The 17,878-nt window shown below is 41.6% G+C and carries 12 protein-coding genes; 11 read left to right on the top strand and 1 reads right to left on the bottom strand.

What is annotated here, in order from left to right:
- Positions 1-11 precede the first annotated feature (11 nt).
- The 3 genes from G602_RS24815 to G602_RS0102015 are packed head-to-tail and all read left to right on the top strand — an operon-like array spanning position 12 to position 4,115.
- A complete protein-coding gene (locus G602_RS24815) occupies positions 12-1,265 on the top strand; it encodes a glycosyltransferase family 4 protein (protein WP_049945001.1) in 1,254 nt (417 codons plus the stop codon).
- Positions 1,265-2,320, top strand: a complete 1,056-nt coding sequence (locus G602_RS0102020; RefSeq protein ID WP_044930834.1) for a glycosyltransferase family 2 protein — start codon at positions 1,265-1,267, stop codon at positions 2,318-2,320. The genes G602_RS24815 and G602_RS0102020 overlap by 1 nt, the downstream gene beginning before the upstream one ends.
- The gene (locus G602_RS0102015; RefSeq protein ID WP_026657413.1) at positions 2,295-4,115 is read left to right on the top strand and encodes a hypothetical protein; all 1,821 of its coding nucleotides are present in this window, start codon (positions 2,295-2,297) and stop codon (positions 4,113-4,115) included. The genes G602_RS0102020 and G602_RS0102015 overlap by 26 nt, the downstream gene beginning before the upstream one ends.
- Before the next feature lie 44 nt (positions 4,116-4,159).
- Here the strand turns inward: G602_RS0102015 and G602_RS0102010 are convergent, their stop codons facing one another.
- On the bottom strand, positions 4,160-4,837 hold the full coding sequence (locus G602_RS0102010) for a hypothetical protein (RefSeq protein WP_026657412.1): 678 nt from the start codon (positions 4,835-4,837) through the stop codon (positions 4,160-4,162).
- 206 nt (positions 4,838-5,043) lie between these two features.
- Between G602_RS0102010 and pseB the strand changes: the two genes are divergently transcribed.
- From pseB to G602_RS31290, 8 genes are all read left to right on the top strand, one after another.
- Positions 5,044-6,045: a UDP-N-acetylglucosamine 4,6-dehydratase (inverting) gene (gene pseB / locus G602_RS0102005; protein WP_026657411.1), complete on the top strand. Its 1,002-nt coding sequence runs from the start codon at positions 5,044-5,046 to the stop codon at positions 6,043-6,045.
- 16 nt (positions 6,046-6,061) lie between these two features.
- Positions 6,062-7,270, top strand: a complete 1,209-nt coding sequence (gene pseC, locus G602_RS0102000; RefSeq protein ID WP_026657410.1) for a UDP-4-amino-4,6-dideoxy-N-acetyl-beta-L-altrosamine transaminase — start codon at positions 6,062-6,064, stop codon at positions 7,268-7,270.
- Positions 7,267-7,971 (top strand): pseudaminic acid cytidylyltransferase, encoded by a 705-nt coding sequence (pseF, locus tag G602_RS0101995; protein ID WP_026657409.1) that lies wholly within the window; start codon positions 7,267-7,269, stop codon positions 7,969-7,971. The genes pseC and pseF overlap by 4 nt, the downstream gene beginning before the upstream one ends.
- Positions 7,972-8,111: 140 nt before the next feature.
- Positions 8,112-9,149: a pseudaminic acid synthase gene (gene pseI, locus G602_RS0101990; protein ID WP_026657408.1), complete on the top strand. Its 1,038-nt coding sequence runs from the start codon at positions 8,112-8,114 to the stop codon at positions 9,147-9,149.
- Entirely contained in the window at positions 9,142-10,317 is a 1,176-nt protein-coding gene (locus G602_RS0101985) for a PseG/SpsG family protein (protein WP_026657407.1), read from the top strand. The genes pseI and G602_RS0101985 overlap by 8 nt, the downstream gene beginning before the upstream one ends.
- Positions 10,318-10,323: 6 nt before the next feature.
- Positions 10,324-11,574 carry an ATP-grasp domain-containing protein gene (locus tag G602_RS0101980; protein WP_026657405.1) on the top strand — a complete coding sequence of 417 codons (1,251 nt, stop codon included), beginning with the start codon at positions 10,324-10,326 and terminating at the stop codon, positions 11,572-11,574.
- Between the two features lie 46 nt (positions 11,575-11,620).
- Complete coding sequence (locus G602_RS0101975) at positions 11,621-14,137, top strand: MMPL family transporter (protein ID WP_026657404.1); 2,517 nt, start codon at positions 11,621-11,623, stop codon at positions 14,135-14,137.
- Positions 14,134-17,868 (top strand): hypothetical protein, encoded by a 3,735-nt coding sequence (locus G602_RS31290; RefSeq protein ID WP_026657403.1) that lies wholly within the window; start codon positions 14,134-14,136, stop codon positions 17,866-17,868. The genes G602_RS0101975 and G602_RS31290 overlap by 4 nt, the downstream gene beginning before the upstream one ends.
- Positions 17,869-17,878 lie beyond the last annotated feature (10 nt).

The raw sequence follows: 17,878 nt of genomic DNA, 5'->3' as shown, positions 1-17,878 counted from the left end.
CTTCCCCCAATGTGGGAAGGTGGCGCGAAGCGCCGGATGAGGGGGCAATTATCAGGATTACTTTCATATCCAACTACATAAACCACCACCAGATTCCCTTCTGTGATGAATTATACGCACAGATAGGCGAAGCCTTTTCATTTATAGAGGCTCAGCCCATGGAAGCAAACAGAAAGAACATGGGATGGGATGCTGATACAAAAAGTCTCTCCTATGTACACAGGCTCTACGAGGATGAGAATAATTGCCTTGAGCTTATAGATAGCGCAGATGTGCTGATTGCAGGCTGGACGGGCCTTGGTAATGACAGCGCAGCTATGAGGAAAATAGCAGCCCGAATGGATTCTGGAAAACCTGTCATCAGGGTAAGTGAGAGAATTTACCGTGAGGGCAGATGGAAAATGATTTCTCCCAGAGGCTTGAAGGCGAAATATGAGGAGCATACAAAGTACAGGAATTCTCCGGTGTATATGCTCTGTGCAGGTGCATATGTGTCAGGCGATTATAAGCTTATAGGCGCATATCCTGGAAAAATGTTCAAGTGGGGATATTTTCCTCCTTTTAGAAAATATGATGATGCAAAGTTGTCAGATATGCTTTACAGAGAAGGGGAGCAGATAAGGCTTTGTTTTGCGGCCCGCCTGATAAAACTAAAGCACCCTGAGCTTGCAATTAAGATGGCTGAATATCTGAGCGAAAAAAAAGTTGATTATCATCTTGATATAGTAGGAGACGGACCGCTTTGGGCAGATATATCAAGGATGATAAAGGAGAAGGGACTTGAAGATAAAGTAAATCTCCGAGGGTTCATGAAGCCTGATGAAGTCAGGGATATAATGGAGAAGAGTCATGTATTTCTTTTTTCAAGCAATTACCTTGAGGGATGGGGAGCAGTAGTAAATGAAGCGATGAACAGTGCCTGCGTGGTTATAGCTTCTTCTGAAGCCGGAGCTGTGCCATATCTTATAAGGGATGGTGAAAATGGCCTCATTTTTAACGGATGCAGTGAAAAAGAATTGCAGAGAAAACTGGATATAATAATATCCAAAAGTGATATTATAAATCGTATGCAGAAAGCTGCATATGAAACAATAGCTAATGAATGGAACAGCCATATTGCTGCGAAGAGATTATTGGATTTTTGCGGGAAGCTGGTAAATGCGGAAAGGATTGATGTTCCTTCAAGCGGTCCGATGAGCGAAGCGGAAATCATAAAGGCGCCAGGTCTTATCAGAATACTTCAGGAGGATAATCATTTAGAGTGATGACTTTCAGAAAAAGAATAAGTGTAATAATACCTGCTTATAATATTGAGGACCTTATAATCCGCTGCGTTAAGTCTGTTTGCGAGCAGACCTATCCCCATGAGCTGATGGAGGTCATTATCGTTGATGACGGCTCAACGGATGATACGTATAAAAAGATAGAAGATTTTATCGATAAAGCAAATCAGGATAGCGAAAACAGGCAGTATCCAAAGCTCCTGCTTTTGCATCAGGAAAACGGCGGGAGCAGTAAAGCAAGGAATTTTGCACTCTCCGCAGCTACAGGTGATTATATAGGTTTTGTTGATTCGGATGATTATATAGATTCCCACATGTATGAGAGCCTGATGAAGGCGATAGAGGAAAATAGTTCGGAAGAGTCGCCTGTTTTGATGGCACAGGTATCCAGAGATGAAATAGCAGAGGACGGAACGAAGCTTCCCGATGTCTGTATTCCGCCGAAGGCTGTGAAGACAATTAACGGAGAAGAGCACCTTAGAACTCTTCTGATGCATACCGGCGATGCATCCTTTTGTACCAAGCTTACCAGCAGGGAATTGTTCAGGGGTGAGTGTAAGGGATTTCCTGAAAACGAGTTAAACGAAGATTTTTATCTCATGATACATATGCTTAAGAGGATTTCTAAACTGGTAATTCTGCCGCAGCAGTACTATCATGTTTTTTACAGAAGCGGAAGCAATTCCAGGAAAAAGGCTGACCAGAAGGATTATTTCCCGCCTGTTTTCACAGATATCGTGAGAAATTCAGATGTGGCATACAGGCTTGTTAAGAAAAATTTCCCGGGACTAAGGGATATAGCAATGAGATTCTGCCTCATTCAGAGGCTGGATTATCTGCTGCATATTCCGATCAGCAAAATGAATCGGTCAAATAAATTCTACAGAAAAGAAGTTGTGGGCTTTTTGAAAAAACATATGAAGGATATTTTTCAGAATAAATATCTCACATCAAAGAACAGGGTATATCTGCTTGCCCTTGGTATTGCGCCCAAAGCAGTAAGAAGTGCGCATGCCAAAATCAGAGGTATCAAATAACCAGGGAGATAGAAAGCTTCTAATGAAGATTAAGTCAAAAAAATACAGCTTAATATTACTTCTTATATTAATCATTCAGGTGGCCTTTATCTGCTTTTTCGGAGTACAGAAGGCGGGCTTTCATCAGGATGAGTATTACTCATATTTTTCTTCAAACAGGAGCCTTGGCTTCTATTATCCTGACAGGGAATGGGTAGATACAGACACTATAAGAGATGAATTTGTGGTAAAAAACGGAGAGGGCTTTAACTATGGACTTGTCCATCTGGTGCAGTCCTGGGATGTACATCCGCCGCTTTTTTATGATCTTTTGCATACCGCATGTTCTCTGACACCGGAGGTCTTCAGTAAATGGCAGGGTATTGTAGTAAATCTGATTGCCTTTGTAATCAGCTTTGTTATTCTTAATAAGCTGGCAAAATCCATAGGAATGAGTAAAGAATTGAGAATTATTCTGATGCTGGCCTATGGGTTTAATCCTATGACCATATCCTGTGTTTTGTTCATTCGTATGTATATGTGGCTTACGGTTTTTGTTTTGGCTTCTGCGTATTTGCACATGAAGCTTATAAGCCTCATAAAAAAATATTATGCAGGGAATGAACTTAAAGGCTTTGTTCTTGACAAGCCTTTTGATGCAGCTTTTAAAAAGGGCTTTGTGTCTTATGTTGTTGCAATCGCGATTGTAAGTATCCTTGGGTTCCTTACGCAGTATTATTATCTTGTTTATATGTGTGTTATGGGGCTTTCCTTTGCAATTTGGTTTTTGTTCCTTATGCCAAAAAACAGGAAGAAAAAGAATGATGAAACGGATAAGGACAATACCGGAGTTCTGAACATCGAGAATATTTTAGGAGACGAGGAATTTGTTCAGCAGGCAGCTTCAATGGCGGAAAGATCCAAATATATCCTTGTTTATGTGCTTGGCGGTATTGTAGCGCTGGGCATATCTCTTGCAATTTATCCATCGGCACTCTCACATATTTTCAGAGGATACAGAGGTCAGGAGGCTGCAGAAGCATTTTCCAACATGTCAAATATCTGGGAAAGATTTGTTTTTTTCCTGGGACTTGTAAATGATTATCTGTTTTCGGGAATGCTGTGGCTGATAATAGTGCTGGCGGTAATTGCTCTGATTGCGCTTTTCTTTATGCTCAGGGTTAAAGGAGAAAAGGATAAGCTGCATATTGCGCATATCAGAATACTGTTTGTTTCCGCATTAGGTTATTTCTTTATCGTGGCTAAAACAGCACTTTTGCTTGGCGATACCTCAAACCGATATGAGATGCCGATATATCCTATTGTATTGCTTGTGTCTGCCTATTTTACAAGAATAGGAATAAGAGCAATAGTAGGAAACAGAAGCTTTGCCAAGGTACAAATACCGGTACTCGGAGCACTGCTGATTTTTGCAATTATAACTGTTAAAGGTCTCGCAATTGATCAGAATGTTCTCTTCCTATACCCTGAGGATAAGGAAAGGGTAGAATTTTCAGAGGAGATGAAGGCAGAGGATGCCAGGGCTGTCGTTATATATAACAGTGCCACGCCTGATAATATATGGCGTCTTACTGATGAACTTCTGGTATACGATAAGCTATACTATGTTAATTCGGATAATCTTGAGGCAATAGACGACAGCGAGATAGCGAATGCAGACATCCTTGCAATTTATGTTGCAGATAATGATAACAGGGATAATATACTGAACGTACTTATGAAAGCAAATTCAAATGCTTCATGGACCGGAAAGATATCACAGAAGGATATGTGGACGGTATATGAAATGCAATAAAACAAACGAATAAGGCGCAGGCATTTGCCTGCGCCTTAATATATTTATGCTACAGTAAGGAGCTTATTTTTTATGCAAATCTTAGCTCCGAGGATTTTTTCAACTGAATTATCAAATTCAACTGTTATTCTTCCGGTAGAAACTGACTTAACGATTCCGTGACCGTATTTTGTATGTGTAACAGCACAGCCCTCAGGGTAGATTTCGCGTATCTCTTCATCAGTGAGTTCGGGCTCTGCTACTTTTGTTACCTTGACAACAGGAGCTGCGACCTTCTGCTTTGTCTTGGACTTATCAATTTCGCAGAGGCAGTCCAGAATGAGATTCAGATTTTCATTGGTAAAGAATATGATCTCGTGAGGAAGGTTCTTTTCAGTCTCGTTTAACTGAATAAGACGGTTGCCGTTTTTTATGAAAAGGATGGCCTTACTTCCAACTTCCTCATAGCCGGAGACGAGGTCTTCTATCTCGTCTTTATCAGTCTCCCTTAAAACAATGGCAAGATTCTCCGATTCAGCCATTCTCTTGATTGCATTAAAGTCTTTTTCGGTAGCATGAAACTGATAACGGTTATATAAAAGTGTGTTTACATTAAGGATTGATCCGCGTTCACCAAACTGGCAGATTTTATTGAGGTCTTCATCACGCTTCTTAAGGATTTTGAGATCCTTATGCTCAATAAGTTCACACACTTCTTCGTAAGAGTACAATTGATTATCCATGTAAAAATACTTCCTTTTTTTCTAAAACTAAAAAATTGTGCAGAGGCTATCTTACAACATAGATGTTTGTGTTTCAATAGGAATTAATAACCAATTTTGTAATACCATTTTACTAAAGAAATCATGCAATCTTTTACAAAGATATCCAATTATTTTTTAATTTATAGTATAATCTATTAGAATTATTCATTGAAAAGAGGTAAGAAATGAAATTAGATGATAAAACCATACTTGTAACAGGAGGAACTGGTTCATTCGGACATTGCTTCACAGAGTATCTTCTTGAGAATTACAATCCCAAGAAGATTATCGTGTATTCTCGTGATGAGTATAAGCAGTACACTATGGCTAATGAGAAGGTGTACAGAGAGCATGCTGATCAGATGAGATTTTTCATCGGCGATGTCAGAGATGGTGCCCGTATGGAGCGAGCAATGGAGGGCGTTGATTACGTTATTCATGCTGCAGCGCTTAAGCAGGTCCCTGCATGTGAGTACAACCCGGATGAAGCGATAAAGACCAATGTTAATGGTGCGCAGAATGTTATCAATGCTGCACTTAACACCGGGGTAAAGCGCGTGGTTGCACTTAGTACCGATAAGGCTGTTAACCCCGTTAACCTTTACGGTGCTACTAAGATGGTTTCAGATAAACTTTTCATAGCAGCTAATGCATATGCAGGTAACAAGGACATCAATTTCTCAATTGTCAGATATGGTAATGTTGCCGGAAGCCGCGGATCAATCATTCCGCTGTTTAAGCATCTGATTGAGAAGGGTGAGAAGGAGCTTCCAATCACAGATTACAGAATGACACGTTTCTGGATTAGTCTTCCCGAAGGAGTTGAGCTTGTTCTCAAGGCTCTTAATGAGGCAAAGGGCGGTGAGACTTTCATTAGCAAAATCCCTTCCTTCAAGGTTACAGATCTTGCAGAGGCTATGTGTCCCGGTATTTCAACAAGCGAAATCGGAATTCGTCCCGGTGAAAAGCTTGATGAAATTATGGTAACAGTTGAGGATGCACCATTTACCTATGAATTTGACAAGCACTTTATTGTATATCCTCAGGTTACGTTTAATGACAGACAGACACCGGATCCTACAGGTAAGAAGGTTCCGGATGGCTTCTCATACAGCTCAGGCAACAATACAGAGTGGATGAGCGTAGAGGATATCAGAGCAAGACTTCACGAAGCTGTAGATCATTGATATTAGAGGGCTATAAATGAATAATGATAAAAACGGAATCCCTGCAATTTGCGGGGGTTCGCCCGTTAGGGACAAAAAATTATACTATTCACACCAGGATATAAATGAGAAGGACATTGCAGCGGTTGTAGATGTTTTAAAAAGTGACTATCTTACAACAGGACCCGCAATAACCGAGATGGAGAGAAGACTCTGCGAGATAACCGGAGCTAAGTATGCTGTTGCGATAAGCAACGATACCGCAGCGCTTCATATTGCATGCATGGCAGCAGGTGTTGGTGAGGGCGATGAAGTAATAACCACACCGATAACTTTTGCAGCAAGTGCAAATTGCGCCTTTTACTGTGGCGGAAGACCGGTCTTTGCAGACATTGATCCGGAAACCTATCAGATAGATCCTGCGGATATTGAAAAGAAGATAACAGACAAGACCAAGGTGGTTATTCCTGTTGATTACACAGGACAGACAGGCGCTCTTGATGAGATAAGAGCTATCTGTGATAAGCACGGTCTCACAATGATAGAGGATGCAGCTCATTCTATCGGAACAAAGTATAAAGGTGAGCATGTTGGAACAATTGCAGACATGACAACCTTCAGTTTTCATGCCGTTAAGACGATTACAGGCGGTGAAGGCGGAGCTATCGTTACCAATGATGAGGAGTTTTACAAAAAGCTTGTTCTTCTCCGCACTCATGGAATTACAAGAGAGACATCTCTTATGGAGCATGAGAGTGAAGGCCCCTGGTATTATGAACAGCTTTGCCTTGCACCAAACTACAGACTTACAGACATGCAGGCAGCGCTTATTTGCAGTCAGCTTGACAGACTGCCTGATTTTATAGCCAGAAGAAAAGCTATAAGAGCTAAGTATGATGAGGCATTTTCACAGATGCCCGAGATTTTTGTTCAGAAAGAGGACAAGAATTCCGACTCCTGCAGGCATCTGTATATATTGAGAATCGTTCCTGAGAAGCTTAAGATCGGACGTAGGGAATTCTTTGATGCACTTGGCGCTGAGAACATCATCTGCAATGTACATTATATTCCTACATATTATTTCCCTTATTATGAAAAGCAGGGCTATAAGAAGGGGATTTGTCCAAATGCAGAGAAGCTTTATGATGAGATGATCACAATTCCGCTTTATTCAGGCATGACGGATGAAGATGCCGCGGATGTGATATGCGCAGTAAGAAAGATTGTGGAGTACTATAAAAAATGAGCGCAATTGCAATAATAACTGCACGCGGTGGAAGTAAAAGGATACCGCGCAAAAATATAAAAATATTTAACGGAAAACCGATTATAAATTATTCGATCGAAGCGGCTCTGAAATCAGGAATCTTTGAAGAAGTTATGGTTTCAACTGATGATGAGGAGATTGCAGAGATTTCCAGGGCAGCAGGAGCCTGTGTACCTTTTTTCAGATCTGCTGAGACCTCTACAGATACAGCCACTACAGCGGATGTCCTTTTGGAGGTTCTGGACAGGTATGCGGAGATGGGCAGGTCATTTGAATACGGATGCTGTATCTATCCAACGGCTCCTTTTGTTACTGCAAGAAAACTGCAGGAAGCAATGGATGAACTGGTGAAGTCCGGTGCAGAGTCCATAGTTCCCATGCAGGAGTTTTCGTATCCTCCTCAGAGAGGCCTTTTTATAGACGATAAGGGGCTTGTTAAGATGCTCCATCCTGAATATGCAACAACTCGTAGCCAGGATCTCCAGAAACAGTACCATGAGTGCGGTCAGTTTTATATTTTCAGAAATGATGCATTCAGAATACAAAAGGATACCACGATGGAGAAGTCTATCCCCTATATAATCGATCCTGTTGAATCTCAGGATATAGATAATGAGAGTGACTGGCTTCTTGCGGAACTGAAGTACAAATTCCTTACAGAGCAGGGAATTCTGAGATAGATAAACAAAGCTTCTTTAAGTAGAGGCAGAAATACTAAAGCCTTCCCCCTTTGGGGGCGCACATCGTCCAGTGGACGATGGTTTTGCGCGGACCGAAGCGGAGCGAAGACAGGTGGCGCGTAGCGCCGGATGAGGTCTTAATGAAATTAAAAGAATGTCTACAAAACAACAGAGCATACATGATCGCCGAGATGAGTGCAAACCATGGCGGCTCTCTTGAGAATGCTCTAAAAATAGTTGAAGCAGCTGCAAAGGCAGGCGCAGACTGTCTAAAGACCCAGACCTATACAGCTGATACCATTACCATCGATTGCGATGCCGAGGCCTTTAAGATTCATGGAGGCCTTTGGGATGGCTATAATCTTCATGATCTTTATAAGGAGGCATATACTCCCTGGGAGTGGATGGCACCGATTAAGGAAAAGTGTGAGGAGTGCGGAATAGACTTTCTGTCTACTCCTTTTGATACTACTTCTGTTGATTACCTTGAGAACATAGGTGAGGAATTCTATAAGATCGCATCCTTTGAACTTGTGGACATTCCCCTTATAAAATATATTGCAAAGACGGGAAAGCCGATTATTATGTCTACCGGAATGGGCTCTGAGGAGGAAATCCGGGAGGCTATAGAAGCCATAAGGTCCGAAGGAAATAACGATATTATAATTCTGAAGTGCTGTAGCGTATATCCTACAGTTTCTTCCGATCTCAATCTGAGGACAATCCCTGACATGCAGAAAAAGTTCGGAGTTCCCGTAGGGCTTTCTGATCATTCAATGGGAGGTACGGCAGCTATTGCAGCAGCTACACTTGGTGCTGTTGTTATTGAAAAGCATTTTTGCCTTAGCAGGGATATTCCTTCTGCTGATTCTGCCTTTTCTATGGAACCAGGAGAATTTGCGGACATGGTTAAGGGAGTTCATGATGCTGAGCTTGCTCTTGGAAAGGTGTTTTATGGACCTACAGAGGCGGAGGCAGGAGAATATACCAATCGCAGATCCCTTTTTGTAGTCGAGGACATGGCAGAGGGTGAAGCTTTTACTGAGAAAAATGTTCGAAGCATCCGTTCATACAACATTCAGGGAATGAAGCCCAAGCATTATGAAGAGGTGCTTGGAAGAAAAGCAAAACAGAAGCTGACACGTGGAACACCGCTGGATTGGAGTAATATTGAATAAAATTGCAATTCGTGTGGATGCAAATGAAATAGTGGCGACGGGACATATTATGCGCTGCAGGACCATAGCAGGTAGCCTGCAGCAAATGGGATGTTCTGTCGTTTTTGTGTCTGCAGACAATAATATAGAGCCATATATTCAGGATGAGTTTGAGAACTATGTACTTGAAACAAACTGGCGGAAAATGGATGAGGAAATAATTGCTCTTCTGGATTTTTTACATGAAGAAGGGATAACAAGAATCCTTGTGGACAGCTATTACGCTACGCCAGAGTATATACGAATGCTTGAAACCAACGGAATACGGACTATGTATGTGGATGATATGCAAAAGGAAGTGTTTCCTGCAAGTGCAATACTTAATTACAGTCCGGGGGCTCCGGGACTTGATTATGAGGACTTTTACGGCGAGCTGTCTCCTATGTTTCTGCTTGGTACTAAATATATACCCATAAGGGAACAGTTTGTTCAAAAGAGCAGACAGACAGAGGGCACGGGCTTTATCATTTCTGCGGAGAGATTTGGCACGGATGGAGAGCTTATAAAAAATATAGATATAGTGGCTAATGAAAATGCTGAAGCGTTTGAAGGTGTGCACAGGACCTTTGGATACAAAACAAATGAGCTTAATAATATTTTCCTTACCACAGGTGGCGCGGATAGCATGGGACTTTCCGAAATTATTTCAGCTGCCATAATAAGAGATCCGGAACTGCATTTTAAAGAGGATAAGAATAAAAAGATTCATTTGCTTGCAGGCAGATTTTACAGAGTTACAGAAAAAATGCAGCAATTCATTGAGGATGGATATGTTATTCTTCATCAGAATGTATCTAATGTAGCAGATATTATGAGTAGCTGCGACGTAGCGATTACACCTGCGGGGACTACACTTTACGAATTATGTTCCGTAGGTGTGCTGTCTATAAGCTTTGTGTTTGCGGAAAACCAGGAACCTGATGCATTATACTTTGCCAGGGAAGGATATGTCCCCTATGCAGGAGATTTCAGGGATGATGTAAATGAAGCCATGACAGCAATACTCGCATATGTGGAAGAAGTTATGACAATGGATACGACCGAGAGACTGGAAATATCCGGTAAATTAAAAAAGCTGATTGACGGTCAGGGAGCTGACAGAATAGCGGAAGCTTTAACGGAGATGTAAAGACTGATGAAAAAGATTTTCATACTTGGTGCCAGTGCACTTCAGGTGCCTGCAATAAAAAAAGCAAAAGAAAAAGGGCTCTATGTGTATGCTCTTGATTATGATCCGGAAGCAGTCGGAATAAAGGATGCTGATGAGTTTTTGTGCATAAGTACCATTGATAAAGAGGCAGTACTTGAGGCTGCAAAAAAATATCAGCCTGACTATATCATTACTTCAACAAGTGATATGCCTGTAAGATGCGTGGCATGGGTTAATGAGCAGCTTGGAAGAAGAAATGATATATCATATGAAAATGCCATATGCGCTACGGACAAGGCAGCCATGCGAAGAAGAATGAAGGTATGCGGGGTACCTATTCCTGAATTCCATGTGGTATCAAGTGAAGATGAGTTTCTTAGTGCCATGAAAGCCCTTGGAAGAAGATTTGTGTGCAAGCCTGCGGATAATGCAGCCAGCAGAGGTGTTGTTCTTGTGGATACTGATGAGCTTGAAAAAGGTCATGACAGTAGCGAAAAAGAGATAACCAAGGAGCTGTTGGGCATCTATTCATACACAAAGGGCTATTCAAGAAGCGGAGAGGTTCTTCTGGAAGAGTTTATGGAAGGGCCGGAAGTCAGTGTTGAGTCATTTACGACTCAGGGGGAAACTCACATTATTACCATAACCGATAAGATGGTTACTGAGATTCCGTTTTTTGTTGAGACAGGGCATACAGAACCTTCAAGGCTCTCTGCGGAGGTACAGGAGGATATAAGAAGAGTTGCTGAGGCTGCCATTAAAGCGGTAGGAATAGAAAACGGGCCTTCGCATACTGAGATTAAGGTTACCGGGGATGGGGCTAAACTGGTTGAGATAGCTGCACGTCTTGGAGGGGATTTCATAACTTCAAAGCTTGTTCCTCTTTCGACAGGAGTTGATATGATTGACTGCTGCATTTCTTCCACCCTTGGAGAGAAAGTAAGGTGGCAAAGTACCAAAAATGAAGGCTCGGCAATAAGATTTTTATATTCCGCTGAGGCAGATGGAGAGTTTAAGTCGAAGGGGATAATAGAAGCGGTTGCAGGAGTGGAAGATGCTCTGAAAATGCCCGGAGTTACTGAAGTATGCCTGTATAAGGCTGCCGGAGATGAAGTAGGAAGCCTTAAAAACAGTGGTGACAGGTGGGGACATGTCATTGCAACGGGTGAAAATGCGGAAGAAGCGGCAAAAAATGCCGAAAATGCCGCAGTTAATATCAGATTTATGATAAAATAATATAATTAAAGTAGTATGAAAAAAGTTTCGATGGGGGTAACTAAATATGGCTGAACAAGGTAAAGTTACTAACGGTCCTGTTCAGGAAGAAGAAGGAAATGCAATGATAAAGGTTGCTACCTTTATTGTTGACAGAAGAAACCTCTTTTTCCTGTTGTTTGGCATTGCAATGATTTTCTGTGTGATAGCAATGGGGATGGTAAATGTTGAGAACTCGCTGCCTGCCTATTTGCCTGATTCTTTTGAGACCAGTCTCGGTCTTGATCTCATGAAAAAAGAATATACGACATATGGATCTGCCAAAATCATGGTCTCAAATATCGTATATGAGGATGCGAAAGATCTTTCAGACAAAATCGCAGAGCGCGATGATGTCTCAATGGTTACTTTTGATGAGACACCAGATCATTACAATAATTTTTCAGCTCTCTATGATGTCACCTTCAAGTATGAAGATACTGACCAGAGATCACTGGACGGTCTTGCTGATATTGAGGAGTCACTTTCTGATTATGACATATTTGTAAGTACTTCCATGGGTAATGCAGCAGCAGATACTATTGAAAAGGAGATGCAGGTAGTAAGTGCACTGGTTGTTGTCATAGTTCTTGCAGTACTGTTTTTTACATCCCAAACCTATGCGGAGATACCTGTATTGCTGCTTACATTTGGTGCAGCAGCATTGATGTCCGGCGGTACCAATTTCATTCTTGGAACAATATCCTTCGTATCTGATTCGGTTACAATAGTTTTGCAGCTGGCTCTTTCAATAGACTATGCTGTTATTTTCTGTAACCGTTATAAGGAAGAGCATGAAAAGCTTCCTATCAGAGAAGCTGACATTATTTCTCTTAGTAAAGCAATTCCTGAAATTTCTTCAAGCTCCCTTACTACAATAGGTGGCCTGGTTGCCATGATGTTCATGCAGTTTGGAATAGGTGTAGACATGGCTATATGTCTGATTAAGGCTATTTTACTCAGCCTGGTTGCCGTATTCTTCTTAATGCCGGGGCTTCTTATGATATTTGGTCCCTGGATGGATAAAACAAAGCATAAGAGCTTTGTTCCGAAGATACCATTTGTCGGAAAGCTGGATTATCATACACGATTCCTGGTTCCGCCCATCTTTATTGTGGTAATTATCATAGCATTCCTTATACAGAATAAATGCCCCTTCGTATATGGATATAGTGAAATAGAAACTCCCATAAAAAATGATACTCAGATAGCAAATGAAATGATAAGCGAAACCTTCGGAGATTCCAATTTTGTTGCAGTAAATATTCCTGCAGGGAATTACGAGAAGGAAAAGAAACTGATACAGGATTACCTTGCATGCCCGGAAGTTAAATCAGCACAGGGACTTGCGAACATTGAGGCGATGGATGATTACTGCCTTGCTGATAAGCTGACAGCGAGAGAGATTTCAGAGCTGTTAGAACTGGACTACGAGAAGGCAGAGCTTCTGTACATGGCCTATGCGGTTAATGACAAGAACTATGCGAAGCTTGTAAATGGTATTTCAACCTACAGAGTACCTCTTATAGATATGATCATGTTTGCTCATGATGAAGTTGAGGAAGGTTATGTGACTCTTGAGGATAGCATGAAGGAAAAACTCGACGATGCCTATGAGCAGATGAACATAGCAAAAAAACAGCTGCAGGGAGAAAATTACAGCAGAATCCTTGTTTATTTAAATCTCCCTGAGGAGGGTGAAGAAACCTTTAATTTCCTGGATCAGATGCACACCATGGCAAATAAGTACTATGAGGGACAGATTTTTGTTATTGGTGAAGCTACATCCCAGTATGACCTTCAGAAGACCTTCTCAAGAGATAATACAGTTGTTACCATAATTTCGATTCTGGCGGTATTGGTAGTTCTGCTGTTTACCTTTAAATCAGCAGGTATGCCGGTGCTCCTTATCCTGGTAATTGAGGGTGCTATCTGGATTAACTTTGCATTTCCGACCATACAGAATGACAATATCTTTTTCATGACATATCTGATAGTAAGTTCTATTCAGATGGGTGCAAATATCGACTATGCCATAGTTATATCCGGAAGATTCATGGAGCTTAAGGATAAGATGTCTCATAAGGACGCTATTATAGAGACTATGAACTTTGCGTTTCCTACAATTATCACTTCCGGATCAATGCTTGCGATGGCAGGTATATCCATCGGTATGCTGACTTCTGACGGAGCGATTTGCGGTATCGGACAGTGCCTGGGACGAGGAACAATAATTTCCATTTTCCTTGTTATGTTTGTTCTTCCTCAGATTCTTCTGATCGGAGCTAAGATAATAGATAAGACTTCATTTGAGGTTTCGGTTCCGCTTGTCATAGAGCGTGATATGGGACTTATGAGAATAGACGGAACTATTCAGGGACAGATTAACGGAACAATTATCGGTGAAGTACATGCTGTTGTAAGAGGTGACGTAAGAGCCTTTATCCAGAGCGGAAATATCGAAAGACTTGATGCGACACGAATATCGGGAGATGATTTGGATAAGCTTTTAGGTTTAAAAAAGAATGAGGAGGTGGAGTCATGAAAATGAAGACACTTAATATCATTCTGAAAAAAGTGACAGTATCTTTAATGGCAGCTTCACTTATGGCCGGCAGCTTTAGTTTAAATGCCCTTGCTGTTAATGAACTTGAGAATGAACTTATAGAAAACGTAGAAAATAAGATAAAGACAGACACCATTACGGAAATGACAGAAAAGAGCGAGCGGGAGAGCAGTGAAAGGCTCGCGGAAGCCAGCGATGGCGAGAATGAAGAAAATAAAGAAGTCACCTCGGGTGATGCCGGGGAAGCGGAAGTTGAAGAAGTAGTTGAGATAGTATATGAAAATCTGGATATTAATTCCGTTGAGGATTTTATCGAGTTCTCAAAAGAATGCAAGAAAGATGCCTGGTCTACAAATAAGATAGTAACGCTTAAAACAGATCTGGATCTCTCTAATACAGGTTTTGATATGATCCCCTATTTTGATGGTATTTTCAAGGGAGAGAACCATGAGATAAAGGGATACGGAAATTCGGAAGACAGTTATATTACAGGATTGTTCCGCTATATAGGTACAAATGGAATAGTTCAGGACCTCAGGGTAACCGGTGAGATTCGTATGACGGATGAACTGAAGTATACCGGCGGACTTTGCGGAATGAACCTTGGAATCATCAAGAACTGTACCTACTCAGGAGTTATCGAAGGTAATAATACTGTTGGTGCAATAGCAGCCATAAATGAGAATACAGGCCTCATAAATGGTTGTATTAATAATGCGCACGTTTCCGGATATTTCTTCACCGGAGGCATAGTCGGAAAAAACTATGGCGTAGTATCCGGAGCCACAAATAATGGCAGTATAAACGATAATGCGGAATGGGTTGTCAAGGAAGATGAAAAAGGTGAAAGCATTATTCAGACAATAGCATCAACTGTAGAAGGTGATGACCAGACAATCCGTTCAGGTACTGATACCGGTGGAATAGCGGGATATTCCAAGGGAAGTATTGTCCGCTGCACAAATAAGGGTAACATCGGTTACGAGCACGTTGGATATAATGTCGGAGGCATTGCCGGAAGACAGATGGGAATAATATCTTACAGCACGAATTCCGGTATGATCAATGGTCGTAAGGATATAGGCGGAATCGTTGGACAGATGGAACCCTATCTTGAACCTGAAGATTTGCAGACACTGCCTGAAGCAGCAGATAAGCTTCATGATCTGGTTGAAAAGACTCTTACGGATATGGATGGAAGTGTTGATACGATTTCATCGGATGTGACGAGTCTTACCGGATATGCCAATGGGGTAGTGGATGATGGAAGGGCACTGACAGGAGAGCTGACCACATCCATAAATGAAAATATCAGAGTGGCAAATGCTGCGCTGGAACGTTTTGAATATGTTATGCAAAATATTCCGGGCGTCATAGATCACCTTGAAGGCGCATCAGATAAGATGTACTATTTCAACAATTCACTGGCAAGAGCAATAGAAGCCATAAATGTTGATGATGATCTGTCCATAGAAGACAGGGACAAGATAGAGAGCAGTGAGAGTCAGATCTATGATAAGCTTGCTGACGCGAATGAAAAGACTCAGAGAATACAAAATATTACAGCTGCCATAAACGATCTCATGTATGAAAAGGATGAGAACGGTGACTACAAATTCGATGAGAACGGAAACAGAATTCTCAGAGTTCTGACTGATGATGAACAGGCGCTGCTCAATTCATATCTTGCAGAACTCCAGCAGATGGCTGCTGAGTCCGGTGGCAATGTATATACCATGTTCGGTGATGCGTCAACAATCCTTGAGACATACAAACCATATGCGGAATCCGGGGCAGATGAAACTATAGGTGAGACAGAGAATGCCATTGCAGCACTTCAGGGTGCCGAAGGGGAACTTAAGGAAGCTGCACAGGGGACCAGAAGTATTCTTGATTATCTGAACTCACAGGAAAAATTAAGACTTACAGGTCTTGGAAGTGATTGGGATGCAAGTCTTGATTCGCTGCATGCAAATCTGAAGGGAATATCAGGCTCAATTGAAAGCATTAATCAGGATGGAAAGAGCAGTTCGCATACATTGAATTCCAACCTTGCTGCTGTGAATGATCAGGTAAACGAAATATATCATATTATTTCCGACAGACTTGACATTATATATAACGATGATTCAGCTGTTTTTACAGATGTTTCGGATGAAGATATAGAGAATGCAAGAACGGGAAGAGTAGACAGTTCCAAAAATGTCGGAACAGTAAAGGGTGATATTAATATTGGCGGAATAGCTGGTTCAATGGCTATAGACGAGGAAGACCCTGAAGAGAATGCTGCAGGTAATCTGAACATAGGAAGAGGCAGTAAATATACTCTTAAGAACATAGTATGCGAATGCAGAAATGAGTCGACCGTCGAGTCAAAGAAAGACGGAGCAGGATTGATTGTCGGATATATGGCTCAGGGAATAGTAACGTCAAGTGAAGGCTATGGTCTTGCAAAGAGTACGGAAGGAAATTATACAGGAGGAATAGCCGGACAGTCCCTTTCAATTATCAGAGATTGTGATACGCTTTGCCTTCTTAACGGTAACAAATATGTCGGAGGAATAGCAGGTTACGGAACGACGATAACCGGCTGTAATGCGATGGTTACCTGGGATAACGATCCTAAAGAGAGATTTGGCTCAATTGCGGGAATAGTCAATACCGATGCTGAGACTAAAAGGGCAAAGATAGATAATATAAAAAATAATTATTTCGTCGAGAGTAAAATCGGTGGAATCGACGATATAAGTTTTTCAGAAAGAGCAGAACCCATAACCTATCAGCTGTTACTCTCTCATGGGGATGTTCCGAACGATTTCAGGCACCTCAAGGTTGTGTTTGAGGTAGAGGATGAAAAGCTTGGAGAGCAGGAGCTTGCATATGGTGAAAGCCTTCAGAAGCTGAACTTCCCTGAGGGAGAAGAAAGGGAAGGATATTACATTAAGTGGCCTGATGTTAAGGATATGGTAATGGAAGGAAGCTATATTCTCATAGGTGAATATGTAGCCACCAATAAGGCGATTGAGAGCGAGGCGGTGTATGGGGACACAGGAAAACATATTGCCATTCTCGGAGGAAGCTACGGTGGTGATGCATATATAGAGGCAGAGATTGTGGATGAGCCTTCCTATGTGATTCAGAGCCCGACAGTCGAAAAGGGATCAGTGGTTTATAAGATTAAAGTGGACGAAGGATCCTATTCCCAGAATGCAGACCGAAAGATAAGACTTTATTGTCCCTATGAGGAAGCCACTGTAAAAATCTACAGGGATGAAAAATGGGAAGATATTCCGTTTAAGACTGTAGGCAGTTACATGGAAATTGAGCTTGAGGGTGAGGAAGCGATATTTGCAATTGTAGAAACAAGACCGCTTGTAAGAAGAATTCTCTATCTTGTTGGCGTTATATTGCTTATAGGTGTGCTGATACTGATCATAAATGCAGCAATAAAGAAGCATGCCCAGAGGAAAGGCGGCAACGGGGAACCTGTAAAAGAGGAATCTGCAAAAGAGGAATCCGTAAAAGAGGAATCTGCAAAAGAGGAATCCGTAAAAGAGGAACCGGAAAAAGAGGAACCGGAAAAAGAGGAGCAGGAACCAGACGAAGAAAAAGCTCCGGAAAAAGATAGTTCTGAGGAAGCTCCAAAGGCTGATGAGAAGCCAACAAAGAGTTCCGGAAGGGGCAAAAAGAAACGCCACAGAAGGCATTAAGACGACAGAT

Source organism: Butyrivibrio sp. AC2005 (genome assembly GCF_000424145.1).
Lineage (GTDB): Bacteria > Bacillota > Clostridia > Lachnospirales > Lachnospiraceae > Butyrivibrio.
Note: the sequence above shows the minus strand (reverse complement) of the source record. Positions and strands in the feature narration are given on the sequence as shown.